This window comes from Pseudomonas sp. SbOxS1 (assembly GCF_013416725.1).
Taxonomy (GTDB): domain Bacteria; phylum Pseudomonadota; class Gammaproteobacteria; order Pseudomonadales; family Pseudomonadaceae; genus Aquipseudomonas.
This window is the reverse complement of the sequence record NZ_JAAVXC010000038.1, coordinates 33,368-50,996: the sequence shown is the minus strand read 5'-3', so window position 1 is coordinate 50,996 and position 17,629 is coordinate 33,368. Positions and strand designations below refer to the sequence as shown.

Annotated in this window: 14 protein-coding genes; 3 read left to right on the top strand and 11 right to left on the bottom strand. The window is 60.3% G+C overall.

Features of this window, described 5'->3' with window-relative positions; genetic code table 11:
* Nucleotides 1-160: 160 nt before the first annotated feature.
* The 10 genes from HFK74_RS28080 to HFK74_RS28035 all read right to left on the bottom strand — a co-directional run bounded on the left by HFK74_RS28080 (nt 161) and on the right by HFK74_RS28035 (nt 10,606).
* Nucleotides 161-904: a WecB/TagA/CpsF family glycosyltransferase gene (locus HFK74_RS28080; RefSeq protein ID WP_180206353.1), complete on the bottom strand. Its 744-nt coding sequence runs from the start codon at nt 902-904 to the stop codon at nt 161-163.
* Complete coding sequence (locus tag HFK74_RS28075; protein WP_180206352.1) at nt 904-2,091, bottom strand: glycosyltransferase family 2 protein; 1,188 nt, start codon at nt 2,089-2,091, stop codon at nt 904-906. The genes HFK74_RS28080 and HFK74_RS28075 overlap by 1 nt, the downstream gene beginning before the upstream one ends.
* On the bottom strand, nt 2,088-3,290 hold the full coding sequence (locus tag HFK74_RS28070; protein ID WP_180206351.1) for a glycosyltransferase family 4 protein: 1,203 nt from the start codon (nt 3,288-3,290) through the stop codon (nt 2,088-2,090). The genes HFK74_RS28075 and HFK74_RS28070 overlap by 4 nt, the downstream gene beginning before the upstream one ends.
* Before the next feature lie 71 nt (nt 3,291-3,361).
* Nucleotides 3,362-4,285, bottom strand: coding sequence for a DUF535 family protein (locus tag HFK74_RS28065; protein WP_180206350.1), 924 nt, complete (start codon nt 4,283-4,285; stop codon nt 3,362-3,364).
* A gap of 7 nt (nt 4,286-4,292) precedes the next feature.
* The gene (locus HFK74_RS28060) at nt 4,293-5,270 is read right to left on the bottom strand and encodes a glycosyltransferase (RefSeq protein ID WP_180206368.1); all 978 of its coding nucleotides are present in this window, start codon (nt 5,268-5,270) and stop codon (nt 4,293-4,295) included.
* A gap of 5 nt (nt 5,271-5,275) precedes the next feature.
* Nucleotides 5,276-5,800 carry a serine O-acetyltransferase gene (locus HFK74_RS28055; RefSeq protein WP_008062132.1) on the bottom strand — a complete coding sequence of 175 codons (525 nt, stop codon included), beginning with the start codon at nt 5,798-5,800 and terminating at the stop codon, nt 5,276-5,278.
* A gap of 8 nt (nt 5,801-5,808) precedes the next feature.
* On the bottom strand, nt 5,809-6,765 hold the full coding sequence (locus tag HFK74_RS28050) for a glycosyltransferase family 2 protein (protein ID WP_180206349.1): 957 nt from the start codon (nt 6,763-6,765) through the stop codon (nt 5,809-5,811).
* Nucleotides 6,758-7,375 (bottom strand): acyltransferase, encoded by a 618-nt coding sequence (locus HFK74_RS28045; RefSeq protein WP_180206348.1) that lies wholly within the window; start codon nt 7,373-7,375, stop codon nt 6,758-6,760. The genes HFK74_RS28050 and HFK74_RS28045 overlap by 8 nt, the downstream gene beginning before the upstream one ends.
* A gap of 111 nt (nt 7,376-7,486) precedes the next feature.
* Nucleotides 7,487-8,953 carry a GMC oxidoreductase gene (locus HFK74_RS28040; RefSeq protein ID WP_180206347.1) on the bottom strand — a complete coding sequence of 489 codons (1,467 nt, stop codon included), beginning with the start codon at nt 8,951-8,953 and terminating at the stop codon, nt 7,487-7,489.
* 261 nt (nt 8,954-9,214) lie between these two features.
* Nucleotides 9,215-10,606, bottom strand: a complete 1,392-nt coding sequence (locus HFK74_RS28035) for an oligosaccharide flippase family protein (RefSeq protein ID WP_180206346.1) — start codon at nt 10,604-10,606, stop codon at nt 9,215-9,217.
* Nucleotides 10,607-10,709: 103 nt separating this feature from the next.
* On the opposite strand from HFK74_RS28035, the gene HFK74_RS28030 reads away from it, so the two are divergent.
* The 3 genes from HFK74_RS28030 (at nt 10,710) to galE (ending at nt 15,934) form a co-directional block, all read left to right on the top strand.
* Nucleotides 10,710-12,236, top strand: coding sequence for an O-antigen ligase (locus HFK74_RS28030; protein ID WP_180206345.1), 1,527 nt, complete (start codon nt 10,710-10,712; stop codon nt 12,234-12,236).
* Between the two features lie 5 nt (nt 12,237-12,241).
* Nucleotides 12,242-14,863, top strand: coding sequence for a cellulase family glycosylhydrolase (locus HFK74_RS28025; protein WP_180206344.1), 2,622 nt, complete (start codon nt 12,242-12,244; stop codon nt 14,861-14,863).
* Between the two features lie 93 nt (nt 14,864-14,956).
* Nucleotides 14,957-15,934: a UDP-glucose 4-epimerase GalE gene (galE, locus tag HFK74_RS28020; protein ID WP_180206343.1), complete on the top strand. Its 978-nt coding sequence runs from the start codon at nt 14,957-14,959 to the stop codon at nt 15,932-15,934.
* A 172-nt stretch (nt 15,935-16,106) separates the two neighbouring features.
* Here the strand turns inward: galE and HFK74_RS28015 are convergent, their stop codons facing one another.
* Nucleotides 16,107-17,513, bottom strand: coding sequence for a cytosine permease (locus HFK74_RS28015; protein ID WP_180206342.1), 1,407 nt, complete (start codon nt 17,511-17,513; stop codon nt 16,107-16,109).
* Nucleotides 17,514-17,629: the final 116 nt, after the last annotated feature.

Here is a 17,629-nt window from a genome sequence, read left to right as displayed (position 1 = left end):
GATATGAGAGCGGATGGCGTCAAACTTTCGTCGCCATTCGCACTAAAGGCGAAACAAATCAATACCGCGCCAGCAAGTCGTCGCTTATATGAGCAGTAAAGATGCTACGCCGGAGTTTTGCAAGATATTACAGCGCCAAGCCTGTTCATCCGCCCCAACCTCACCCGCCAGTCGGCGCTGTGCAGGCAAGCGTTCTCAATATGAACATCGGGTTACCGACCACGTAACGACTGAACAGCCGCTTGGGCTCACTGACCAGCCTGAACACCCATTCGCAACCCAGGCCCCGCATCCATTGCGGAGCGCGGTTTACCTTGCCACCGAGAAAGTCCAGGATCGCCCCCCCACACACGATCAAGCAGGGCACGCCGCTGGCCGCCAGCCGGGCAGCAACGACTTCCTGCCTGGGCATGCCCATGCCCAACACCACCAACTCCGGCTGATGTTGCCGGGCGAGTTCCAGGTAGGTCTCGACGTCGGCGAAACCATGGTGGACAGACACGACATCGACCGCCAATGCAGCCTCGCAATGCTTTGCCGCGTTGACCAAAAAAGGTTCCTGCGTGCCCCACAAAGCCACGCGTCGTCCTTTGTAGGCCGACAGTAGCTTGGGTATGAAATCCGTGCCATTCATGTTCAGCCCCGGCTCCCTGCCCATTCGGCGAAACAGGATCGACATGCCGGAGCCATCGCGCAGCAACACGTCGGCGGCCGACAGTGCCTGGTAGTAGGCGTTGTCCTTGGCAACGAGGTTCATGGCATGGGCATTGACGAATCCAAGCACCGTCGCCCGTTGCGGCCTGGACAACGCCTCGATCAGGCGCTGCTCCTGATCGGCATCGGCGACGACCTTGAGTGCCTGGATGATCGTTTGCCAATGGTGCTGCCAGGCCAATGCGCGCATCAGGAGTCATCCCGCTTGGAACGCACCCATTCAACCTGGCGTTTAACCAGGAAGCCCAGGTACAGGGGGATTTTCTTCAGTGCGTAGAACGGTGCATACAGCAAGGCGGAAAAGGCGATGATGGCGCGACCGAACTGGCTCCACGCCAGCAGGATGGTCACCATCAACAGGGTCACCCCGACCGAGGCGATCAAGGCCGGCAGCCACGCGCCGAACAACCAGAACACCAACCAGGACAGGATAAACGCCGCACCCAACAACAACGTCAGCAAGGCCAGTGGCGGCACCAGCAGATCCAGGGTCATGGCCAGCAGGTTGAAGTTGCGTCGGGCCAGCGACTCCACCAGCAACTTTGGCGCGTCCCCCAGGATCACGCCGAGGTGACCATGCTCCCAACGTGTACGCTGGGTGGTGAGGCCTTCCTCACTGCGCGGGAAATAACTGGTCACCAGGGCATCGGGGCAAAACAACGGCGGTTTGCCGCTGCGACAGAAATCCAGGCCCATTTTCAGGTCTTCGACGATGTGGCCACTGGCAAGCGTGATCAAGGGCAGGTCGCGCCAGACGAACGCCATGCCCGTGCCCATCAGCTGACAGGGCAACCCCAGCCGGGCCCAGCCTTGTGGTCGCACCCGGTTCTTCACGCACCAGGCAAACTCGGCGATCTGCACCTTCAGCCCGGAACCCGCCGGGGCACGCATCAGGTCAAGCGCCTGGGTCGGCCGCCCCGAGTCGATGCAAGTAATGGCCAGGCGCTCGATGAAGCCCTCGTTCACCTGGCAATCGGCATCGACGATGATCAGCACGTCCGGAGCATCGCCGGCCAGGTGACGCGCGCCAAAATCCAGTGCATAGCCCTTGCCACGCTGCTGGGCATTGCTGCGCTCCACCACCTCGGCACCGGTCGCACGGGCCATCGCGGCGGTGTCGTCCGAACAGTTGTCGGCGACCACCAACAGGCGGTCGCCCTCGCGCAGTTGCGGGCGCAGGGAATTCAAGGTGGCCTGGATAATCGAGGATTCATTGTGGGCCGGCACCAGCACCGCGACCCGAGGTCGCGGGCGTTGCGCGAGCGCTTGATCGCGCACTGGCAAGCGCGCCAGCAGCACCTGCACGAACAGCACCAACACTGGCAGGAGGATGATTGCCAGCGGTACACCGAGTAGCCAATTGAGGAATGTGATCATGCTTGCGCCTTGAACAGATGAGCCAATTTGGTCGCTTCGGTATCGATATCGTGGCGCTCCAGCACCCGCTGATAAGCCGCCTCACCCATGCGCTGCAACTGCTCGACAGGTTGCGCCAGGCAGTCCTCCAGCGCCGCCGCCAACTCCTCCACCGCTCCGGCGGGAAACAGCCAGCCGTTCTCGCCCTGGCGCACCAGTTCGGGGATGCCCGCCACATAAGTCGTCAGCACCGGCCGGCGCAATGCCATGGCTTCCATGATGACCACCGGCAAGCCTTCGGCGAAGCTAGGCAAGACCAGGGCCCGCGCAGCAAGAATTTCCGTGCGCACCTGCTCGCTGCTGATCCAGCCGGTGATTCGCACACGCGATTGCAGGCCATGCCGGGCGATCAGTTCTTCGATTTGCGGGCGCATTTCGCCGTCGCCGGCCAGGACTATCTCGAACGCCACGCCCTGTTCGGCCAAGCGGCGCGCGGCCTCGAGCAACAGCAATTGACCCTTCTGCTCACACAAGCGCCCCACGCAGACCAGCCGCGGCGCGGACGGCACCGCCACTGCCGGCACATCATGAAAGGCCCGTTCCAAGCCACAATGCACGACCTTGACCCGCGCCCAGTGCGCATGTTCGACCCAGCGATACAGCTGGCTGCGCCCATAGGCGCTGATGGCCGCGACAAACGCCGAACGTCGCACTTTCTCGCCCAGGTGGATGAACTGCGCCTTGTCGAACTCTTCCGGGCCATGCACGGTGAAACTGTAGGTCGGCCCGCCGAGGGCGTTGACCAGCATCACCACTTCGGTCGAGTTGGTGCCGAAATGGGCATGCACGTGCCGGGCGCCGAACGCCTGTACCCAGGACAGCACGCGACATGCCTCGAGCAAATAGACCAGATGGTACGGCCACGACCGATCGGCGCGCCGGCCCATGCGCAACGCCAGCCACAGCGTCGAAAAAAACCGCCGCGGCTGGGCGCGCAGCACCTGCAGCGCAGGTCGCAACAGCGCCTTGACGCCACCCTCCAGCACATAGCGGGTCTTGCTGCGTTCGGACTCGTCCTCGGCGTCCACCAACTCGCCGTCCCAGCCTCGCAGTGCGATGCGTTGCACCTCAAAGCCCTGGCGCTCCAGCGCCAGGATCTCGCGACGAATGAAGCTATGGCTGACCTTCGGGTATTGATTGATGAAATAAGCGATACGCATGGGCACCCGGCTTGAATGTCGTCGAAGTTGTCACTGCAGGTACCCCCACAGTAGTCCAGTAACCGGTCACGTCAATTCACTGCGTAGCTGGCGCTCAACACCTTGTCGATATTGGCAAAGGTATCGTCCAGCAGCTCATAGCGCCGGCGATACATGGCGCGTTTTTTTGAAGCAATCGTGTCCAGCGGCTTTCTGGACGACGCCATGGGAATCTCAAAAAAGTCTTCGCGCTCGGAGGGTGTCGCCCCGTGTTCAAGCCAGATCGAATCATAATTGGCGGCCAGCTCCTGGGCTTTGTGCGCACCAAAATACGGGTGACGATGATGCCGATAGACATCCCCGACCGCGTAGATTTTCCCGACACCGATATTGCCGGCGATGTACTTGATCACTTCAATCAGGAAGCTCCTGGGCCGCAGGCCTTCGAAGTCCTTGGTGACATCCCTGTAGATGGCCAGCGACCGGTCGCTCTCGATACCTTTGTGGATGCCCTGCACGGCACCGATAAAGATACAAAGCTCACCGTCCGTGCAGCACAAGGTGAAGGCGATCGAGGCAATGCGCAAATCGCCCTGGAACAGGTTCAGCACCAACTCGCCTTCACGCATGAACCAGAACGGGCGGTCCAGCACCAAGGTACAACCGGTGGACCACGCCGTCAGGTCGCTCAGGAGCAGACTGTCGTCGCGCCCGAACAGCAGCAGCTGCGGGCAACTTTTCGTGACCACCTCGTAATGCGAGGCCATGACGCCCAGTTTGTCCTGGGAGTTCCAGCTTTTGCTGATGTAGGGCCAGTGGATGACGCCCAGGCAATCACCGCCGAGTTTCTCGATACCGGTATCGCCCAAGGCGTTGGACATGCGCCCGAAAAACAGATTCAGCTCGGTCCAGTTCTTGACCACCAACAGCGCAAACTTGAGTTTGTTCTTCAAGGCCCTCAGGGAATAGCCAGCGTGCAGGGAGAAGACGCTTTTGACGATTATCCAATAGTCCATCGAAGTCTCACTTGTATTCGATCAATGCGGATTTGCCGGCACCGAACCTGTTCAAAAGAAACTTGACCTGCCCGAACATCTCGGGAAATTTGCCCAGCACGAGGAAGAACGCCAGCAGCCAGTTTTGCCGCGCAGGGCCAGCGCCCCGCCGTGCCAGGCGCGCGACCTGCAAGGGATAAACCAGCAACACCAGCAACCCGGGCCAGCCCAGCATCAGCGTGGCAATGACCGTTGCCAGCGGCACGCCCAAGCCCCAGAACCAGGCCCGACGCGACTCCCGGCGCCAATGGCGCTCCGGTGCGGCCCCGTGTAAAAACGCGCCCTCGGCAAAGGCATAACCGCCGCGCAGAGTACGCCGCCACCATTGGCCGAAGCGGGTCATGCTTGCATCGTGCAAGGTCATTTCCTCGCCCAGGCGCCAGACTTTCCAGCCCTTGGCGCGCAGGCGCACACAGAGCTCCGGCTCTTCCCCGGCAATCAGGTCCGGCCGGTACCCGCCCGCGGTGACGAAGGCGTCCACGCGCATCAGTGCATCGCCACCACAGGCGCTGGTCGCACCGGTTGGTGTATCCCATTCGAGATCGCACATCAGGTTATAAATGGAACGTTGCGGAAAACGTTCGCGGCGCCGCCCGCAAACCACCGCCACCTCAGGGTGGGCTTCAAGAAAGGCCTGTGCATGGGGCAGCCAGCTGGCGACCACCTCGCAATCGCCGTCGACGAACTGCACATGACGCATCGACGGCAACAGGCGTTGCAGCCGGGCAAACCCTTCATTGCGCGCACGTGCGGCCGTGAAGGCAATGCGCATGTCCAGTTCGACCACCTCGACGCCAAGCCTTCGGGCCAACTGTACCGAACCATCGGTGGAGCCAGAGTCGACATAGACGATCTGCTGCGCCGACCCGACCAGCGACGCCAGGCAGCGCTCCAGGCGCTGGCCTTCATTGCGACCGATGACCACGACGCCAACCCCCGTCGCCACCGTGCTCATGAGTATTGCTCGGCATCAGCGAGCTTGCGCTGCTTGATGGTCGCCGGCACCCCAACGGCCACCGAGTTGTCAGGCACATCGGTCAACACCACGGCATTGGCGCCGATCACCACATTGTTGCCGATGCGGATATTGCCCAGCACCTTGGCGCCGGTGCCGATATCGACGTTGTTGCCCATCACCGGGGCGATCGGCTCCTTCACGTTCTTGAGCCCCACGACCACACCATTGCGGATCCGGCAGTCATCGCCGAACTGCGCGTAACCACTGATCACGATGCCACCGAAATGATCGATGACGAAGTTGCGCCCGACCACCACCTCGCACGGCAGCTCGATCCCAGTCACGATCTGCACCAGCTTGAACAGCACTTTGTAGATAAACGAGAGCAACTTGCGTAACAGCGCCGGGCGCACGCCGTAGCGCCAACGCCCGAAGCGATACACCAGCATCACCCAGAAACCCTGGGCGCCCCAATCACCCTCGTATGCTCGCAAGTCCGCACGTATGTTTTCGAACATGGACTGACCTACCGTGTGGGTTGGCTACCGAGTTTGGTTTTACGCAGCAGTGCCCAGGTCACACGTGTGTGTTGCCAACACGCCTTGACGGCGGCCCGACCTCGACCTCTCAGCAAAGCCTTGAGCCCCAGGATCAGGTCACACAGGCCCACCAGCAGCATGTGCCAGGCCAACCCCGGCAAACCGTGATGCTTGCGGAAATACAACAGCTCGCTTTCGATTTGCAGCGTCTGCAGCTGTCGGCCATCCATGTTCAGCTTGTCGACCGACTTGGCACTCTCGCCACCGATATGCACCACCGACGTATGGGGGTAGTAGACCACCTTCCACCCCGCCTCCTTGACGCGCCGGCAGTGATCGACTTCCTCGTAGTAGAGGAAATAGCGCGGATCGAACAAGCCGACCTTGTCGATCACTTCACGGCGGATCAGGTAATAGCAGCCGGGTACCCAGTCACACTCGCGCACCGAGGCATGGTCCCAGGTCAGGTCATCGACCAGTTTCACCCAAGGGAAAAAGCGCTCAAGCCCGGCTGTCACGAGGAACACATTCAGCGGCGTCGGGAAATAGCGGCAGGAGGGTTGCATCTCGCCGTCCCGACCGACCAGGCGTACACCGAGGATCCCGCAATCGGGATGAGCCTCCATGTACTCCAGGGTCTTGGCCAGGGTGTCGTCTGACACAAACGCGTCGGTATTGAGCAGCAACGCGTACTTGCCCTGCAGGTGTTCAACCAGCTGATTATTGGCCCGACCAAAGCCGACATTGTCCTTATTGGCCAGCAACACGGCCTCCGGACAAATATCGCCCAGGCAATCCAGCGAATTGTCCGCCGAGGCGTTGTCCACGACCAGATAGCGCGCGGGGTCGGCACTCTTGGACTGGCGCAGCGCATTGAACATGGGCTGCAACAGGCCTGCCGTGTTGTAGTTGACGACGAGCACATCCAGGGGCGCGCTACTCATTGGCTTTCTCGCCAAAGAAGTACTGCGCTCTCATGGCCTTGAGCTTGGGCTCGTAATCCGGGTCGAAGTGGGTGCCGCGCTGGCGGATGAGTTCCATCCACGGATAGGCTTCGCAACGCTCTTCGATTTTCTTGATCAGGTCTTCAACGGTGCAGAGCACCTTCGCCGGGTTCCCCCCCACCACGACTCCGGGTGGAACATCCCTGGTGACGACGGCGCCGGCGGCGACGATTGAGTTCGGACCAATTTTGCGGCCCGGCATGATGATGGACTGATAACCGATAAAACAGTTGTCGAATATATCGACCGCACCCACGGAGTCGAGCTGTTTACCCGCGCTGATCTCGAATACGCCAATCAGCCCGTCATGCCCGAATATCGTGCAATCGGACAAGCCGACGTTGTTGCCGATGCGCAATAGCGAAGGGTCGGGGATGTTGCAGCCGGGATTGATCCATACGCCCTTGCCGACCGAATGAATGCCTCCCCAGCGCGCCAGGTAGTTTGCCCATTCATAGCCGGTGGGGTGGCAAAACTTCTTGAATAAACCCTTCCCCCGACCCGTTTTATTGACGTAGTAACGTATTGCACGCTTTGCTAGCCCAATCATCCTGTCAGCCTCACAAATGTCAGCGTTTCACATCGGTACCAAGACCAGATGCACCATGGTTGTTGTTTTAGTGGCACCCTGCTTTGGTTGCTCTCCCTAAGACTGTTTAATTCAAGAATACCTGCCTGCCGCAGGACCCATTTGATGGTTGAGGTAATCCGCCAATCGCAGCGTCAGCTGCAACAGCGGCATGGTCGGATTGCTCGCGCCGGCGGTTGCAAACACACTGCTGCCAGTCACGTACAGATTATTGGTGCCGAACACTTTGCAGTTCTCATCGACCACCCCGAATTCAGGTGACGCCGCCATCCGGGTCGTGCCCATATGGTGGGCATGGGGCACGACCTTCAGCGGCAAGGAAACTTCGTACACCGCTTCCTCCAACTTGACATAGCCAAGCCCCTCTTCGGCAAAACACTTTGCCACTTCAAGGCCGATGCTTTTTACGGTCTCCCTGTCTTCAGGGGCGAGCTCCCAGTGGATGTTGGCCATTCTCATCCCCAACTCATCGCGTTCTTCGGTCAATGAGATGCGACTCTTGCGGTTGGGAAACTGCTCGATCATCGTGCCCAGCTCTCCGTCGCCGGGGCAGTTGAACTTGGTAATGAACTCGATCTTGTGCGACATGCCAGCCTTGCAGGCCAGGTTCTCGAAAAAGCCCTTGATGGCCGCCATGCGCCCATAGGTTTCCACGGCCGACACCAGGGACGCGGTGACATTGCCTTTACCGGAATGATGCTCGATCACAAACGCATCCTTGGTATAGAACTGCCTGGATTCCCTGCTTTCGCCCTCGTTGAGGATGAAAGTACCGAGGGCGATGTTCAGGTGTTCCATGAAGCATCGACCGACCAGGCCATCCTCGGTGACCACGCCGGCAGCGGCCAATGACTTGCTGTTGAGCAACTGCCTGGCATTCTCGATCGCGCCAGCGGCCAGGATGAATTGCTTGGCCGAGATTCGCTCTTGATTGCGTTCGTAATCGGACACTACGACGGCGGTGATGCGGCCGGTGTTGCTGTCGAAGTCCAGGTCGACACAATTGCAATTGATGAAGACGTCCAGGCCCTCGGTTTCCTCGAGTTCCTTGGCATATTTTTGGGCAAATCGAGTCGGCGGACTGAGCAGGAAACGGTCAGCTTCGAATTCGTCGCTGTTGAACGCCGCGTTGACGGTCTTGAATCCCGAGTCCAGCGGCAGGTCCAGAATGGCCATGGCCGCTGGCAGATTGCGCTCTATTTCGGAAAACGGGATGGGCCAGCCGGGCAAATTCACCGGAGGGGCCAGGGCAAAGTCGGAAGGCACGAAGGGACGGCAACGACCGGCCCAGTGGTTGGAGGTGCCCCCCAGGTAGCGCAGGCGGGTTTCTTCAGCGAAGACATCCAGCCCCGTGGAAGGGCACTTGTAGAGGTTCTGCGAATACGGGGCATATTCGCGCCCCCCGCCCTCCAGAAGCACGACGCGCCAGCCATTGCCGGCCAAACGCAAGGCCAGCGTAATGCCGGCAGGGCCTGCACCAACGATGCAGAAATCATAGTGATCGCGCAGCTCTTTCTGCGTTTGGTAGTCTTTGATCATATTTGCAGTTACCGGAAATGCGCGGCAGGCAACACCCACCCGTTGATAACGACAAACTCCGATTTACCTGCAGGAGGCCGGGCCCCAACTCCGGTAAACTTCATTGCCAGCCCCCCCAGGCTTAACAGGGCAAATGCCCGAATGAGCCCTCTGCGACTGATGACAGAGGTATTCGACTCGCGTTCAATCATCACTCACGACTCCACTGGATCGAGGTTGCATCCGAGATTCAAAGGTTGCTTCAACGTCAAGAAAAACCGGTCAAGCGCTTAAACCGAAAAGCCAGCTGAAAGCGACCAGCACCAACTCCCCACACAAGGCCCCTACCACCAGCATAGGCAACACAATCAGCTCTCGCTTGATATCGAGGATACCCACGCGACGATTGACATACACAACCAGCACCAAGGTCGGCAACGTATGCAGGGCAACGCCCCAGATCGCCCAATCGACCCCCCCGACAACCAGCAACAGCGGCACCAGCACCCACAACGACACCACACGAATGATGTTGTCGATGGCCTGGTACTTGGTGAGCCCCAGGGCGATCCAGATCTGATTGGCCACGATGTAGCGCATCACGAAAAACGACGTCGAAAGCACGGCCATCATGTGGCCTGCCTGGGCGTAACGGTCGTCGTACAACACTTTGATGATGAGTGGACTGGTAACCCAGAGGAACCCGCATAGAAACAGCAGCGCAAGGTCGACCATCATCTTGAAGCGGTAATACAACCTGCGCAGCCGGTCGAGGTCATTGGTTCTTGCGGCCTCGCCGAAGGCTGGCAGGGCGACGGCCCCGACCACTTTCAGGACGCCGGTCTGCAAAGCCCCGAGGATCAGCACGGCAATCGAATACACGCCCATTTCGGTGACCGTCATGCTGCCGCCGAAAATGATCCGGTCACCCTGCATCGACAGCACGCCCACTGCCGAAGACAACAGGATCCAGCGCCCGAACACCATCAGTTCGTGGAGCGCAGCGGCTTCCCAGCGCAGACTGTTGGAGGGCCCCTCGAACCAGAAATGCCCAAGCAGCGTGCCGACCAGGGCCGTGGCCAGGCCGGCAGCCACCAGCGACCAGATGGAATGGGTGAAGTAACCGATGGCCAGCATTACCAGCAGGCCGACGACCTGGGAAACAAACTCGGCGATCACCACCTTCTTTTGCTGGAAAGCGCGAACCGCCAGGTCGACTTTCGTCGACTGGAATCCATAGATGATCGCGGTAACACCGGTCCAGGCCAACACCATCGGCAATTCGGGTGCGGCGTAGGTGGAGTTGTGCGACCAGAAATCGATGGCTTGCGAATACCAGGCAGCGGCTGCGAGCAGCAGCGTAAAGGCGAACAGCACGAAGCCGCGCACGATCTGCACGGTCCAGAGGGTATTGAGGAATTCCGGGTCGTCGCCGCGTGGACTTTGAAGGATGTTCTGGCGCAACCCCACATCGGAGAGCAGGTGCAGAACGAACAGGACGGTGGTGGCGATGGCGATGATGCCGAACATTTCCGGCATCAGCAGACGGGTCATTATCAGGTTGCCGCCCAAGCGGATCGCCTGCGAAGTGACCAGCGCCCCCAGGTTCCATGCCCCAGCAGATATCGCTCGACGACGCAGGCTGAATGTTGGCGATATGTTAACTGAAGGCATAACATCAATCCCCGTATTGGACGACTCGAAAGGTACTATAGTCGCTATTAGGTAAACCACTAGCCATTAGCCATCGCTCACCCATCAAATAAATCGGTAGCCCATGCCAGAGCACTTTCGCGCGTTAGTCGTCATCCTGGTCCTTGCCGGTATCGTCTTCGCTTTTGCACGGCGACCGGCGGCCGATCTGATCCCCCTGAGTGATTTCACCCGACGGCGCAACCTTTGGTTCGGCTTGACGCTGGTGGCCTTTTTTTCCCACAGCTTCTGGGTGTACGCCGGCGTTACCGCAATCATTCTGACGGTCACGCGGCAGCGCGAACGCAACCCAATGGCATTGTTTTTCATGCTGTTGTTTCTCATTCCACCCGCCAATGCGCAGGTCCCCGGCTTCGGCCTGGTCAACTATCTTTTCGACCTGAACCATGTACGACTTCTGGCGCTGTGCATTTTGTTCCCGGCTTTTCTCGCGTTGCGCAGGAAGCCCGATACGCTGCCCTTCGGGCGCCTCTTGCCGGACAAGCTGCTGCTCGCCTTTCTGCTCCTGACCGCCGCTCTTTCCCTGCGCCAAACCACGCCCACCGACACCTTGCGTCAATCGCTCTATCTGTTCATCGACGTTTTTTTGCCCTATTACGTTGCCAGCCGGTCCCTGAAGAACGTCAGCGACTTCAAGGATGCGCTGTTGGCCTTTTTACTCGCCGCCATGCTGCTGTCGCTGATCGGTCTCTTCGAATATACCCGCCGCTGGCTGCTGTACAACGGGCTGACCTACGCCTTGGGCGTGCAATGGGAAATTTCCACCTACCTCAGCCGTGGCGGCTCGCTGCGTGCCAGCGTCACCACGGGCCAGGCCATTGCGCTGGGCTATGTCATCGCCGTGGCCATCGGCTTTTACCTGTTCCTGCAGGAAGGCGTTCGCAGCAAAATGCAGCGACGACTCGGCGCCCTGCTGCTCGCCGGAGGACTGTTTGCGCCCCTGTCGCGCGGCCCGTGGATCGGTGCCGCCGTCATGATCGTGATGTTCATCGGTACCGGCCGTCATGCGGTCCGGCGCCTGATGCTGCTCGGGCTCGCCGCCGTCCTCTCTCTGCCGCTGCTGGCCATCTTGCCCGGCGGGCAAAAAATCATTGACCTGCTGCCCTTCATCGGCTCGGTGGAAGCCGAGAACATCACCTACCGCCAGCGCCTGATCGATAACTCGCTGATCGTCATCCAGCGCAATCTGTGGCTGGGTTCCTTCGATTACCGCAACACCCCTGAAATGCAGTCAATGATCCAGGGCCAGGGCATCATCGACATCGTCAACACCTACATCGCCGTCGCCCTGCAGATGGGCGTTATCGGGCTGACGCTGTTCGTGTCTTTCTTCGCCACCATTGCGCTTGGCATTCGCAAGGCGATGCGTTCGTTTCCCAAGCAAGAGGATGAGTCACGAAGGCTCGGACGTGCCTTGCTGGCGACACTGGCCGGAATATTGGTGACCATCATCACCGTCAGCAGCATTACGGTAATCCCCGTGGTGTATTGGTCGGTGGCCGGACTGGGTGTGTCCTATGCTCAGATGGCGCGCAGGCTCAAGCGCGCACAGACGGAAAGCAGCAAGAGTACCCTCCAACGGACCTGGTAACGCTCATGACGAGTTTTTTCTACCGCATGCCCTTGCTGTCAGTCTTGCTTGTGTTTCTTGTCATTTGGCCATTGAGCTCCCGGGCGGCGGAGTGGGTCGCCAGCGTCGATGAACGCAGCGGCCTGCCCCAGGTTACGCGTGGCGGCAGCCCTGCCGTCGCCTCGCAATTCGTCTTTTGGGGCGGCAATTGGGACTGGGCGGATTTTACCCCCTCGCTCAAGGTGATCTCGCCCTTTGTCTACGCCATGCAGGGCAAGAGCCAGATCCTGGACTTCGACGCGACCGGGCAGATTCGCAAGGAAAACGAGCAGACGCTGAGCATCAACCTGGTGCTGGATGCCCGCACCCTCAAGTCGAACGTGATGGGCGGGGGCATCGTCTTCAACTTCGACCCGGCCCTGGCCGAAGAAATGGGCGAACCGGTGTTGCTGCCTGGCAACCGTGGCTGGACCTGGGGCAAATCCCAGGGGCGGCGCATCGAAATGCGCTTCGAGCCCGCGCTGGAGAGGGTGTATTTCGAACCCGGTGATCGCTCCCAGGTGCGGGCGTTCCTCTACAAGGACCGGATCAAGCCCGGTCGCGAAAACTTCAAAGCCACCTTCAGTGTGTCGGGCGATGTGGTGCTGGGGCCGACCGCCGCCGAGCGTTACGGCATCGCGGACCCCAAGAGCTGGCCGAGCGACCGGCTGGACTGGAAAACCGCGCCGGTCGACCTGTCCTTTCTCAATGCCCAGGAAAAACCTGCGGGCAAGCGCGGTTTCATCAAGGCTGTCGGCGAGCAACTGCTGTTTGCCGACAACACCCCGGCACGCTTCTGGGGCACCAATCTGTCGGCTTATACGTTATTTCAAACACCCGACGATGCGATCAAGCTGCAAGCCAGGCGCCTCTCGGCCCTGGGTTTCAATCTGGTGCGACTGCACCACCATGATTCGTGGTGGGTCCTGCCCAACATCTTCGGTGACGGCAGGAACGTGCATGATACCCAGCACCTGAACGCAGAATCGCTGAAGAAACTCGACTTGTGGATCAAGTGCCTCAAGGACGAGGGCATCTATGTCTGGCTCGACATGCACGTCCAACGCGCCCTGTGGGCGAACGACAACATCTTCGCCTTCGATGAATTGCCGAAGAACCAGTATGGCGTCGCCGACCTCAAGGGCTACGCCTACGTAAACGTGTCGATCCAGCAGGCCATGAAACGCTTTGCCAGGGATTACCTGAGCCACGTCAACAGCTATACGGGCCTGGCCTACAAGGATGATCCGGCGATTGCCGCCGTGCTCATCACCAACGAAAACGACATCACCCAACACTATGGCAACGCCCTGCTGCCCGACAAGTCCGTGCCCAGGCACAACGAGCTGTACATGAAGGCGGCCAAGGCCTTTGCCAAACAGTACGACCTGGCGGAAAACCAGACCTGGCGGTCGTGGGAGCCTGGCCCCGCCAAGCTGTTCCTCAACGACCTGGAACGGCGCTTCAACGTAGACATGATCGCTTCCCTGCGTGAGACCGGCGTGAAAGTGCCGATTGCCACGACCAGCAGTTGGGGCGGCAACGGCCTGAGCGCCCTGCCGGCATTGACTGCCGGAGACGTGGTCGACGTGCATATCTACGGAGGCCCTGGAACCCTTGAGAAAAACCCGCAGACCAGCGCCAGCCTGGTGGACTGGATTGGCGCCGGCCAGGTCGTCGGCAAGCCCCTGACTGTCACGGAGTGGAACAACGAGCCCTTCCCGACAGCCGACCGCCACTCGCTGCCACTGTACATGGCCGGTACGGCCAGCCATCAGGGCTGGGATGCGCTGATGCAATATGCCTACAGTCAGGAACCATTCACCGAACAATCGCAATCCGCCGGCAACTGGCACGCCTACAACGACCCGGGCATGCTGGCCACCCTGCCCGCCGCTGCTTTGCTTTATCGTCGCGGCGACGTTCACGAAGCCAAGACCACCTATGTCTTCGCGCCGACGCCAGAGACCCTGTTCAACCAGAGCATTACGCCGGCCAACTCGGCCCTGCTGCGCACCGCCATGGAGAAAGGCAAGCTGCAGATCGCCATGCCAAAAACGCCGCAACTGCCCTGGTTGCAACCGGGCGTCATCGCCAGCAATGCACAGGTGTTCCATGACCCGGCACAATCGCTGCTGGACGCCACGGCCAGCGAATCCACCAGCGACACCGGTGAACTCAAGCGCAACTGGAAACAAGGCCTCTACACCATCGATACGCCGCGCACCCAGGCGGCCACTGGCTGGATCGGTGGCCAGTCGATCAAGCTGGGCAATATCCAGGTGCAACTCAAGACCGCCTACGCCAGCGTGGCGGTGCAAAGCCTGGACGACGCACCTGTCGGCAAATCCGCGGACCTGCTGATTTCCCTGGGCACCCGGGCCGTCCCCAAGGACAACGACCAAACCCCGTTCTACGTCGAGCCCCTCGAGGGCACGCTGACCGTCCAGGCCCCTCCGGGCTTGACCCTGTTCACCCAGGGCGGGCCCCTTGGGCAACCTGGAAAATTGCCTGCCACCTATCTGGATGGTCGCTACACGATCAAGTTCGACGGCCTGCAGGCGCACAATTGGCTGTTCCTGAGAAAAAAATCCAGCGCAAGTGAGTGACAGTCTCAAGTGACCTTGCTGGTCACTTGTCTCTTTTGAAGGACGGGTCAGGCGCCACGCGCCAGACACCGCAACAAGATCAAGGAGAGCTGCATGAAATTTCTGGTGATCGGCGGCGCAGGCTACATCGGTTCACACATGGTCAAGCAGCTGCTTGGCGCGGGGCACGAACTGGTGGTGGCGGACAACTTTTCCACGGGCTATCGCAGCGCGGTGCTGGGCGGGACACTGGTCGAGCTCGACATCGCCGACGCCCAGGCGCTGGACGCCCTGTTCGGCGCCCACCACTTCGACGCCGTGTTCCACTTCGCCTCGTTCATCCAGGTGGGCGAATCCGTTACCGAACCGGCCAAGTATTACCAGAACAACCTGGCCGCCACCCTGACGCTGCTCAAGGCCATGGTTCGCGCCGGGGTCAAACGCTTCATTTTCTCCTCGACCGCCGCGGTCTATGGCGACCCGGAGTATGTGCCCATCGATGAAGCGCACCCCAAGGCCGCGATCAACCCCTATGGCCGCACCAAGTGGATGGTGGAGCAGATGCTGGAAGATTTCGACCGTGCCTACGGGCTCAAGTCGGTGTGCCTGCGCTACTTCAACGCCGCTGGCGCGGACCCTGATGGGCAGTTGGGTGAACGCCATGAACCGGAAACCCACCTGTTGCCATTGGTCCTGCAAGCCGCCTCCGGACGGCGCAAAACCATCACCGTCTATGGCTTTGACTACGACACGCCGGACGGCACCTGCATTCGCGACTACGTACACGTTTGTGACCTGGTGGCTGCTCACGCCCTGGCCGTGGACTATTTATTAAAGGGGGGTAGCAGCACGGCCTTCAACCTCGGCAATGGCCAGGGCTTTTCGGTGCAGCAAGTGATCGACACGGCACGCCGCGTGACCGGCCGGGACATCTTCATCAGCGAAGCCTCACGCCGCGCCGGCGACCCGCCACGGCTGGTGGCGGACGCTTCCAGGGCCAACACCCTGCTGGGCTGGCGACCGCAATACGCCAGGCTGGAACAGATCGTGGCGCATGCCTGGGAGTGGGAGAAGAAGTATCCGTGGCATTGAAGGCGGGTGTATTCAGTCGACAGAATCCCGGTAGGCTTGGAGGCCGTCTTCGCCGGCAAGCCGGGCTCCTACAGGATTCTTACCGCAATAAGGTAAACCTGTTCACCCATCACCCGAACAAAAATGCCCGGCAAAAGCCGGGCATTCCAGACAAACACCAGCCATCAAGAAGTCAGTCGGTATAACTCAACCCCGAAGCCCTGCCCTCCTGAGTCCGCCCACGCGTAGCCAGGCAATAGTAAAGCGGACAAGTCACCACCAACCCCACCAGCCACGACAGGTCCGCACCCTCGACCAGGTTGGCATAAGGCCCCACATACAACGACGTATTGGCAAACGGCAGCTGCACGATGATCCCGATGAAATACGCCACGATCGCATGCAGGTTGAAACACCCATAGATCCCGCCATCCGCGCGGAAGATCGAGGCAATGTCATAACGCCCGCGCTTGATCACATAGAAGTCGATCAGGTTGATCGACGCCCATGGCACCAGCACCAGCAGCAATGCCAGGATCAGCCCGATGAACTGCGAGATGAAATCCGCCGAAGCGCCCAGCGCCACCACACAGCAACCCGCCAGCACCACGCTCGACAGCACCACGCGCACCTTGATGCTCGGCGTCCACTGGCTGGCGAAGGTCTGGATCGAGGTGATGATCGACAGCACCGCGCCATACAGGTTCAAGGCGTTGTGGCTGATGATGTTGAGCAGGAACAGCACCATCAGGATCGGCCCCAGCCAGCCGGTGGATTGCTTCACCGCGGCCATCGCTTCAGTGCCTTCCGGGGTCGCCAGTACAGCCACCGCGCCGAAGGTGAAGGACAGGATCGTGCCCAGGGTTGCTCCCAGGTAGGTGGCCCAGAACGGTTTGGCTATGCCGATATCAGCCGGCAGGTAGCGCGAATAGTCCGACACGTAGGGCGAAAAGCTGATCTGCCAGATGATCCCCAGGGACACGGTGGCCAGCCAGCCGGCCAGGTTGAAACCACCGCGGGTGAAGAAGTCCGCCGGCAGGTCATGGGCGAAGATGTAGAGGAACCCGGCGAGCAAGGCGCTGCCCATGACCCAGGTGCCGATGCGGTTGAGGGAATGGATGAAGCGGTAACCGATCACGCCGATCGCCGTGGCGCTCAGGGCACCGATCAGGATGCTCGCCGGTACCGGCACTGAGGGCGCGATGCCGACAATCGACTTGCCCGCCAGCACGATGTTGGAAATGAAGAAGCCGACGTAGATCAGTGCGGCGAAGAACACGATCAGCAACGCGCCATAACGGCCGAACTGGCCACGGCTCTGGACCATTTGCGGAATGCCCATGCGCGGGCCCTGGGCCGACGCCAGGGCAATCACCAGCCCGCCGACCATGTGCCCGAGGGCAATCGCCAGCAGCCCCCACAACAGGTCGAGATGGAACACCTGGACCACCATGGCACCGGTGACGATGGGCAGCGGCGCAATATTGGTGCTGAACCACAGGGTGAAAAGATCGCGGGCCTTCCCGTGGCGCTCTGCGAGTGGAACGTAATCGACCGTGTGATTCTCGATCAACGGGTCTTGCCGGGACATCTGGGACATATGCATGAACTCGAGTTTGTCTGTTCTTATCTTTGTATGAAGCCAAACCGGGGGGACTCTCTGGCCGCCCCTCAGATGCGCACCATATTATGGTATTCCAACATTTCCACAAGACT